The sequence below is a fragment of the Streptomyces sp. NPDC043870 genome, assembly GCF_056435785.1.
This window is the reverse complement of record NZ_JBWKDT010000002.1, coordinates 336827-345224: the sequence shown is the minus strand read 5'-3', so window position 1 is coordinate 345224 and position 8398 is coordinate 336827. Positions and strand designations below refer to the sequence as shown.

8 protein-coding genes are annotated in these 8398 nt (G+C 72.2%); 2 read left to right on the top strand and 6 right to left on the bottom strand.

What is annotated here, in order from left to right; translation table 11 throughout:
• Positions 1-132 precede the first annotated feature (132 nt).
• A complete protein-coding gene (locus tag AC0699_RS04010; protein ID WP_478655274.1) occupies positions 133-1485 on the bottom strand; it encodes a class II 3-deoxy-7-phosphoheptulonate synthase in 1353 nt (450 codons plus the stop codon).
• Positions 1486-1619: 134 nt separating this feature from the next.
• Between AC0699_RS04010 and AC0699_RS04005 the strand changes: the two genes are divergently transcribed.
• A complete protein-coding gene (locus AC0699_RS04005; RefSeq protein ID WP_078513512.1) occupies positions 1620-1676 on the top strand; it encodes a trp operon leader peptide in 57 nt (18 codons plus the stop codon).
• A gap of 93 nt (positions 1677-1769) precedes the next feature.
• A complete protein-coding gene (locus AC0699_RS04000) occupies positions 1770-3707 on the top strand; it encodes an anthranilate synthase family protein (RefSeq protein WP_478655271.1) in 1938 nt (645 codons plus the stop codon).
• 223 nt (positions 3708-3930) lie between these two features.
• Here AC0699_RS04000 and AC0699_RS03995 read toward each other — a convergent pair whose 3' ends face one another.
• From AC0699_RS03995 to AC0699_RS03975, 5 genes are all read right to left on the bottom strand, one after another.
• Complete coding sequence (locus tag AC0699_RS03995) at positions 3931-4950, bottom strand: hypothetical protein (protein WP_478655269.1); 1020 nt, start codon at positions 4948-4950, stop codon at positions 3931-3933.
• Positions 4950-5630: an RNA polymerase sigma factor gene (locus AC0699_RS03990; protein ID WP_478655506.1), complete on the bottom strand. Its 681-nt coding sequence runs from the start codon at positions 5628-5630 to the stop codon at positions 4950-4952. Before AC0699_RS03990 ends, AC0699_RS03995 begins: the two co-directional genes overlap by 1 nt.
• 329 nt (positions 5631-5959) lie before the next feature.
• Complete coding sequence (locus tag AC0699_RS03985; RefSeq protein ID WP_478655267.1) at positions 5960-6766, bottom strand: hypothetical protein; 807 nt, start codon at positions 6764-6766, stop codon at positions 5960-5962.
• Complete coding sequence (locus tag AC0699_RS03980) at positions 6763-7368, bottom strand: RNA polymerase sigma factor (RefSeq protein ID WP_478655265.1); 606 nt, start codon at positions 7366-7368, stop codon at positions 6763-6765. Before AC0699_RS03980 ends, AC0699_RS03985 begins: the two co-directional genes overlap by 4 nt.
• Before the next feature lie 81 nt (positions 7369-7449).
• Entirely contained in the window at positions 7450-7881 is a 432-nt protein-coding gene (locus AC0699_RS03975) for a hypothetical protein (RefSeq protein ID WP_478655263.1), read from the bottom strand.
• Positions 7882-8398 lie beyond the last annotated feature (517 nt).

Genomic DNA, 8398 nt, shown 5'->3' with positions numbered 1-8398 from the left:
GTTTCTTCCCTTCCCTGCTCGTTTGGGCTTTCCCCCCCCCCTCTCCCTTTCCCCCCTTTCCCACCCCCCCCGGGGGGGGGGGGGGGCGCCCCCCCCCCCCCCCCCCCCCCCCCCACCGTCACAGCTGAGCGATCACTGGTCGCGGTACATCTCCGCCACGAGGAACGCCAGGTCGAGCGACTGGCTGCGGTTCAGCCGGGGGTCACAGGCCGTCTCGTAGCGCTGGTGCAGATCGTCGACGAAGATCTCGTCGCCGCCGCCCACGCACTCGGTGACATCGTCACCGGTGAGCTCGACGTGGATGCCGCCCGGGTGGGTGCCCAGCGCCTTGTGGACCTCGAAGAAGCCCTTGACCTCGTCGAGCACGTCGTCGAAACGGCGCGTCTTGTGGCCGGAGGCCGCCTCGAACGTATTGCCGTGCATCGGGTCGGTCACCCAGGCGACCGTGGCACCGGACGCCGTGACCTTCTCGACCAGCTCCGGGAGCTTGTCCCGGACCTTGTCGGCGCCCATGCGGACGATGAAGGTCAGCCGGCCGGGCTCGCGCTCCGGGTCCAGCTTGTCGATGTACTGCAGCGCCTCGTCGACCGTGGTCGTCGGGCCGAGCTTCACACCGATCGGGTTACGGATCTTCGACGCGAACTCGATGTGCGCGCCGTCCAGCTGGCGGGTGCGCTCACCGACCCAGACCATGTGGCCCGAGACGTCGTACAGGTCGCCCGTACGCGAGTCGACCCGGGTCAGCGCCGACTCGTAGTCCAGCAGCAGGGCCTCGTGCGAGGAGAAGAACTCGACGGTGCGGAACTCGGCCGGGTCGGTGCCGCAGGCCTTCATGAAGTTCAGCGCGTTGTCGATCTCGCGCGCGAGCTGCTCGTAGCGCTGCCCGGAGGGGGACGACTTCACGAAGTCCTGGTTCCAGGCGTGCACCTGACGCAGGTCGGCGTAGCCACCGGTGGTGAAGGCGCGCACCAGGTTCAGCGTCGAGGAGGACGCGTTGTACATCCGCTTCAGCCGCTCCGGGTCCGGGACCCGGGCCTCTTCGGTGAAGTCGAAGCCGTTGACGGAGTCGCCGCGGTAGGTCGGGAGCGTCACGCCGTCGCGGGTCTCGGTCGGCTTGGAGCGCGGCTTCGAGTACTGGCCGGCGATCCGGCCGACCTTCACGACCGGCACGGAGGCGGCGTACGTGAGCACCGCGCCCATCTGGAGCAGGGTCTTGAGCTTGTTACGGATGTGGTCGGCGGACACGGCGTCGAAGGCCTCGGCACAGTCGCCGCCCTGGAGCAGGAACGCCTCGCCCTTGGCGACAGCTCCCATCCGGGCGCGCAGCTGGTCGCACTCGCCCGCGAAGACGAGCGGCGGATACGACTCGAGGTCCGCGATGACATCGCGCAGAGCCTCGGCATCGGGGTACTCGGGCTGCTGCGCCGCGGGCAGGTTTCGCCAGGTGTTGCCACCGCTTGCGGTGGTCTTAGCGTTCACGGTCACGGACACCACATTACGGGGTCGACCGAGCGCTCCCCGCCGTCGCCCACTGGATGAGACAGCACCCGGCGTGATTGAGACAGCGCCCTCGTGGAACGCGCCGCGGTGGCGCGGGCGGATGCGCTAAGGTCGGCGGCATGTTCGCGCAGACGACCCAGAACTGGTGGTGGACCGCTCATCCGGCGGCCCACTGACTCATCGCGCGCACAGATCGCGAAGGCCGCCCGAGGGGCGGCCTTTCTCATGTCCACAGGCCGTTCCTCTCCGCTACGGAAGGAACTCCACGGATGCACATCATCAGCAGACTGCTGGACACCGGCTCCGCCGGCTGCCCGTCCTTCGCCCTGCTGCGCAGGCGCACCCCGGGCCGTGACCACGACACCGTCGAAGTGCTCATCGGCCGGGTACACGAGGCCGAGCGGCTCGCGGACATCCCGGCCGGCGACCTCCCCTCACTCGCGCTCGTGCCGTTCCGGCAGCTCAAGGAGCGCGGCTTCGACGTAAGGGACGACGGCACGCCGCTGTCCGTCCTGGTCGCCGACGAGTCGTACGAGCTTCCGCTGGCGGAGGCGCTCGACCGCCTTCCCGCGCACGAGGTCCGTGTCGAGGGCGGCGCTTTCGACATCGGCGACGAGGAGTACGCGGAGACCGTCCGGCGGGTCGTCGAGGACGAGATCGGGCGCGGCGAGGGCGCGAACTTCGTGATCCGGCGCACCTTCACCGGCGAGATTCCCGGTTTCGGCCGCGCCGACGCCCTCGCCCTCTTCCGGCGACTGCTCGCGGGCGAACGGGGCGCGTACTGGACGTTCGTCGTCCACATCGGAGCCGAGGAAGGGCCCGGAGAGCCCTCCTCGCAAGGGAGGGGGCAGGAGACGGGCGGGCGCACGCTGGTCGGGGCAAGCCCGGAGGTGCACGTCCGGATGTCCGGCAGAACCGTCGTGATGAACCCGATCAGCGGTACGTACCGCTATCCCGCCGCCGGGCCGACGCCTGAGGATCTGCTGGACTTCCTCGCCGACCGCAAGGAGACCGACGAGCTCTCCATGGTCGTCGACGAAGAGCTGAAGATGATGTGCACGGTCGGCGACATGGGCGGCGTGGTGATCGGGCCCCGGCTGAAGGAGATGGCCCATCTCGCGCACACCGAGTACGAGTTGCGCGGGCGGTCCTCGCTCGATGTGCGTGAGGTGCTCAGGGAGACCATGTTCGCGGCGACGGTCACCGGATCACCTGTACAGAACGCGTGCCGGGTGATCGAACGGTACGAAACCGGCGGGCGCGGTTACTACGCGGGCGCCCTGGCGCTCATCGCCAGGGACGCGGGGGGCGCGCAGACCCTCGACTCCCCGATCCTGATCCGCACCGCGGACATCTCGGCCACGGGCGCCCTGCGCGTGCCCGTCGGCGCGACGCTCGTCCGCCATTCGGACCCGCAGTCCGAGGTGGCGGAGACGCATGCCAAGGCGGCGGGAGTACTGGCCGCGCTGGGGGTCGTCGCCGGGCCGGTACGGGACCGGACGGTACGGCCGCGGCTGGCCGACGACCCGCGGGTGCGGGCGGCGCTGGACGCCCGGCGGGCCGACCTGGCGCCGTTCTGGCTGAAAATGCAGTCCCTCCCGGGGACGGCGGACGGGCACGCCCTGGTCGTCGACGGCGAGGACACGTTCACCGCGATGCTGGCCCATCTGCTGCGGGGTACCGGCCTGGAGGTGACGGTGCGCCGCTATGACGAGCCCGGCGTACGGGAAGCGGCGCTCGCCCACGAAGGCCCCGTGGTCCTCGGCCCGGGGCCGGGCGACCCCTCGGACACGGCCGACCCGAAGATGCGGTCTCTGCGCTCGCTCACCGCCGAGCTGGTGCGCGGTCACCGGGGCGGCCTGCTCGGGGTGTGCCTCGGTCATGAGCTGATCGCCGCGGAGCTGGGCCTGGACATCGCCCGCAAGCAGACCCCCTTCCAGGGCGCCCAGGTGCCGGTCGACCTGTTCGGCCGGGAGGAGACGGTGGGCTTCTACAACAGCTTCACGGCGGTGTGCGACGACGTGGCGGCCGGGAAGCTGGCCGCGACCGGGATCGAGGTGAGCCGTACGGAGTCGGGCGAGGTCCACGCACTGCGTGGGCCGGGTTTCGCCGGCATCCAGTTCCACCCGGAGTCGGTGCTGACGCTGCGTGGGCCGGAGATCGTCCGGTCGCTGCTCACGGCCGTGGTGCGGGAACCGTCGGCGTAGGCCGTGTTTGAGAACTCCCGCCTGGCTCGAGGCGTTTGGCACGCACTCCCCCGTAGCCCTTCGGGCACGGGAGGTGCCCCCACGCTGCGTTGTCGGAGTCATCCACGTACGTCCAGTACGAGGATGATCTCCCCCAGCTACCGCTGGGAGGTGCCCCCACCGCCTTGCGATGGCACGCACCGGACGCCGCACACCCCGCCCTGCGGGCGGACGGCGCTATGCGTCAGGCCCTGGACGGGAAGTCAACCGTCGGCACGACGGGGACGTTCGGCATCGGAGCTCTGGGAACGCTCGGCATCGGAAAGCCGGGAGCGCCCGGAGCCGGGACTCCGGGGATGCCCGGCGCCGGGGCGCCCGCGCCGCCGGAGCCGTCACCGTCGGAGGGTCCGTCGTCGGCGTCGTCGCCCCCGCCGCTGCCGTCGTCACCCCCGCCGCTGCTGCCGTCGCCGGCGCCGCTGTCGCCCTTGCCGTCGGTGGACAGCACGCGGTCGCAGAACCGCTTGATCCGGTCCGCGCCCATGGCCGCGACCTCGAGACCGCGCTTGCGCTCCTCGTCGAGGGTGCCGTTGCGGTAGTCACGGCAGGCGGCGGCCGTCTTGCGGTACCACTCCGTGCTGCCGGTGCCCTTGTCCAAGCCGCCGTTGTCCGGCGCCGCGGACTCGGGATGCTCGCCGCCGGCGCTCGCCCGGTCCCGGGGGCCGCCCGTGGGAGAGCCGGCACCTGAGGACGGCGGAGCCGCCGGATCGCCCGCACCGTCCGTCGGCGTCGGAAGCTTCGCCGTACCGGGTCCACCGGTCGGCGGCTCGGAGACGAGCGGGCCGGGAGTGACCGCGGCCGAGACGGAGGAGGCGGGCGCCGGATCACGGTCGCCGCCGAACGGCACCGGAAGCACACCGGTCCCGGCGGCGACGGCGACACCGCCCACCGCGAAACCGGCCAGCGAGGCAGCCAGCCCCCAGCGCATGGACCGGCCCCAACGGACCGGCGCGGGCGGAGGAGTGAGCCGTACCTCCGGCAGCAGCTCCGCCGCGCCGCCGTCACGGGCCTTGCGGAACACCGCGAGCGCGGCGTCCTCGCCGCGCATCGGCTCTGTCCCGGCGCCCCGGACACGGGCCGCGTCCAGCAGCTCCGCGAGTCCACGGGCCTCGCTACGCGCGTCAACGCCGACGGGCTCGACAGGCTCACCGCGAAGCAGTCGCTCCGCAGCCGCCTTGTCGAGCCATTCGTACCGCTCGTCGGCCATCACATGTCCTTCTGCGTCCGCAGACGCGAATGCGTCACACCGGCGGAGCGCGCCGCTCCGGGGCGCGGGTTGCGCTGCGGCGGTACGGCGCCGAGATCCGTGCCGCGCCCGAGGCCCTCCGCACCGCTGTGCTCCGCGCCCAGCAGCTCGGCGAGCCGCTTCAGCCCGCGGTGTGCCGCCGTGCGTACGGCGCCGGGGCGCTTGCCCAGTGTCCTGGCCGCGCTCTTCGCGTCAAGACCCACGACCACACGCAGGACGACGGCCTCCGCCTGGTCCTGCGGCAGTTGGGCGATCAGTTCCATCGTCCGGCCGGTCGCGAGGGCTTCCATGGCCTCGCCCGCGGTGTCGGACTCGGCGGGCTTTCCGGTCAGTTCGGTCTCGTCGCCGCCGACCGCGGGTCGCCGGCCCCGCATCCGTATGTGGTCCAGGGCACGGTTGCGGGCGATCCGCGCGGCCCAGCCGCGGAACCGGTCCGCATCACCGCTGAACCGGTCCAGGTCCCGGGCTATCTGCAGCCAGGCCTCGGACGCGACGTCCTCGGCATCCGGCTCGCCGACCAGCGTCCGTACGTACCCGAGCAGCCGCGGATGCACGGCGCGGTACACAGTCCGGAAGGCGTCTTCGTCCCCGTCCTGCGCCGCGCTCACCGCGGCGGTCAACTCCGCGTCGTCCCCCAGCACTCCCACTACCCGTTCGTCAATCGCGGCTGGTCACTACCGCCGCACAGCCCAGCGCGCAGCGCAACGCTACGTCCTCGGCAGGCGCCGCGTCCATGTCTTGTACAACTTGCAACATTCTGCTGTGACCGCGCGGTGTGACAGAAAACGCACCCACGGCGCTGAGAGAAGTACGGGTCCGCTCCGCGGTCCCGGCGGACGGCGACCGGGGCCTCTCCTGTGGGGGGTGGCGGCCCCGGTCGTCCTTCCCACGTCTCTTCCGGCCATTCACGCCTTCTCATCCGCGTCCTTCCGTGCCTTCTGCCGGGAGCGTCGAGCCGTCGCTGCACCGGTCAGCGGACAGCCGTGGGGGCCTGCTGCGGCGCAGAGGTGCCGTCCTGCCCGGATGGCGCCCCGGTGGCCTGCTTCCCCGGCTCCTTCGTGGACGTACGGCCCGACTCCCTGGTCGGCTGCCCGGCTCCGGACGTGCCCTCCGGCTCGTCCTCCGGACCCTGGCTCCGCGCCGGATCCGGGCTCTGCCGCTCCTCGGCCGCGTAGACGCGCTCGCAATGAGCACGTACCCGCTCCCGGCCGCCGGCCTTCGCCTCCAGCCGCTTCATGGCCTCCCCGCGGGGCGGCACCCCGTTGCGCTCCAGCGCGGCGAGATACACGCGGCACAGCGCGGCGTCGGCCGATGACGTATCGGGACGCGTGGGCCCCTCGGTGCCCGCCGACGGCCCCGTGGGCCCCGCCGAGCCCCCCGGCCCTCGCTCGCCGCGCCAGGTTTCGCTCAGGTCCGGGCCCGGCGTCATGGAGGAACTCCGGGCGCTGCCGCGCTCCTCGTCGCCCCCGAACGGCATGGGCATCACGCCCGTCCCCGCCGCCACCGCCACGCCGCCGAGCGCACCCGCGACGAGACCCGCGAGCAACGCCTTCACGAGCACGGACGCACGGCGCCGCTCACGGGCGGGCCGCCAGTCGTCCCGCGCACGCCGCCGGCGCACCGGTGCAGCGTGCACTCCCTCGTCCCGCGCCGTGCGAAAGGCCGCGAGCGCCCGCTCCTGGGCGGCCGGATCGGGCGTACCGCCGCGGCGCGCCGCTTCGAGGAGCGCTTCGAGCTCCGGGGTGTGCGGGCGGGGATCTTCCCGTTCCGGATTCATGCCTCTCCCTTCGGCTCGCGTCGCCGCCCGCCGGGCGTCTCGCGGCCCGGGGCCCCGGCCTGCGCCAGGCTCCCCGCCAGTCTCTTCAACCCCCTGTGCACCGCGGACCGAACGGCCCCGGGACGCTTGCCCAGCGCCCGTCCCACCGCCGGACCGTCCAGCCCGACCACCACTCTCAGCAGCACCGCTTCGGCCTGGTCGCGCGGCAGGCTCCCGATCAGCTCCAGCGCCCTCTCCGTGGCCAGGGTCTCCAGCGCCGCGGCTGCCGTGTCGTCGGAGTCCGGGAGCTCCAGCAGGTCCTGCTCCAGGAGCGAGGTGCGCGGACGCCGCTGCTGTTTGCGCAGATGGTCCAGGGCCCGGTGCCGGGCTATCGTCGCCGTCCAGCCGCGGAACCCCGCCCCGTCCCCGCGGAAGCGGCCCAGATCGCGGGCGATCTCCAGCCACGCCTCGGACGCCACGTCCTCGGCGTCCTCCCCGACCAGTCCCCGCAGGAAGCCGAGGAGCCTGGGCTGGACCATCCGGTACGCCTGCGCGAACGCATCCTCGTCACCCTGCTGGGCCCGCTCGACGGCAACGCCGAGTTCCCGGTCGTAGGTGCGCACACTTCCCTCTTCGTAGCGACAACGGCGCCGGACACCGTGTCCGCGGCTCACAGCCGCCCGCAAAGTCATGTCACGGAGAACTCAGCACGGCACCTTCCGGCCGGTCCGGCCGTGCAACAGCAGGTAGAACTGCTGTACGGACTCCTCCGAGCCCGCCTCGAACCGGTTCACCACCTTACCCAGCGGATTCCAGGCCCGGCCGTCCGGCATCCGGATCCCGACCGGCTGACCGAAGAACTCCCGCTGCACGGCGTCGAAGTCCACCCACTGCCCGCCCGCCCGGCGCACGATCACCTCACCGGAATACGCCCCGAGTCCGCTCAGAACCGCCTCGACCTGCGCCTGCTCCGGCTGGTTGCGGCGGAGCCCGTCGACCACGAAGTCGACGATGCGCAGGCTGGCGACGGAGTAGTCGAGCGGCAGCCGGTTCCGCTCGGTCAGCTGCGCGACGAAACGGGCGACGTAGGCGCGCATGTCCCGCGCGCCGGGCAGTGTGCCGAAGTCCCTGTCCATGCCTGACCAAGCGGCGTCGGTGCCGGGACCATCACGGCGATCCGGAGTGTGGGTTCTCACAGCACGAATTTCCGCCGACCGTACAACCCTTGGCCGCCTTCAGGCGTCTCCGGCCTCGGTGTGCATCGGGTTACAGGACTTCACCTATGACGGACATTACGGATACAGACCGAGCCCGGTCGTCACGCGAGTCGGGGCAGGCGGTCACGAAGGCGTTCTGATACTGAGGCAGTTGGGGCATACCGACCCATCAGTGCAAAACCATACGGAACGGATATCTGGCAGCCGTCGACGGCCGCGGGCCGTCGTGAGCCGGCCCAGGTACCACCGCTGAGCCGCCCGGCGCCCTACGGCTACGGCTACGGCTACGGCTACGCACCTGACCGGACCGCGGACCGGTTCGGTCGCCGTGAACCCGATCGGCCGGGGGGGGGGGGGGGGGGGGGGGGGGGGGGGGAGGGGGGGGGGGGGGGGGGGGGGGGGGGGGGTCTTTCTGCGTCTGTCAGTTCCGCTCTCC

What these genes read in the sequence shown, in the direction of transcription:
- AC0699_RS04000 (WP_478655271.1), top strand. Translation starts at nt 1,770, where the DNA reads ATGCACATCATCAGCAGACTGCTGGACACCGGCTCCGCCGGCTGCCCG.
- AC0699_RS03995 (WP_478655269.1), bottom strand. Translation starts at nt 4,950, where the DNA reads ATGGCCGACGAGCGGTACGAATGGCTCGACAAGGCGGCTGCGGAGCGA.
- AC0699_RS03985 (WP_478655267.1), bottom strand. Translation starts at nt 6,766, where the DNA reads ATGAATCCGGAACGGGAAGATCCCCGCCCGCACACCCCGGAGCTCGAA.
- AC0699_RS03975 (WP_478655263.1), bottom strand. Translation starts at nt 7,881, where the DNA reads ATGGACAGGGACTTCGGCACACTGCCCGGCGCGCGGGACATGCGCGCC.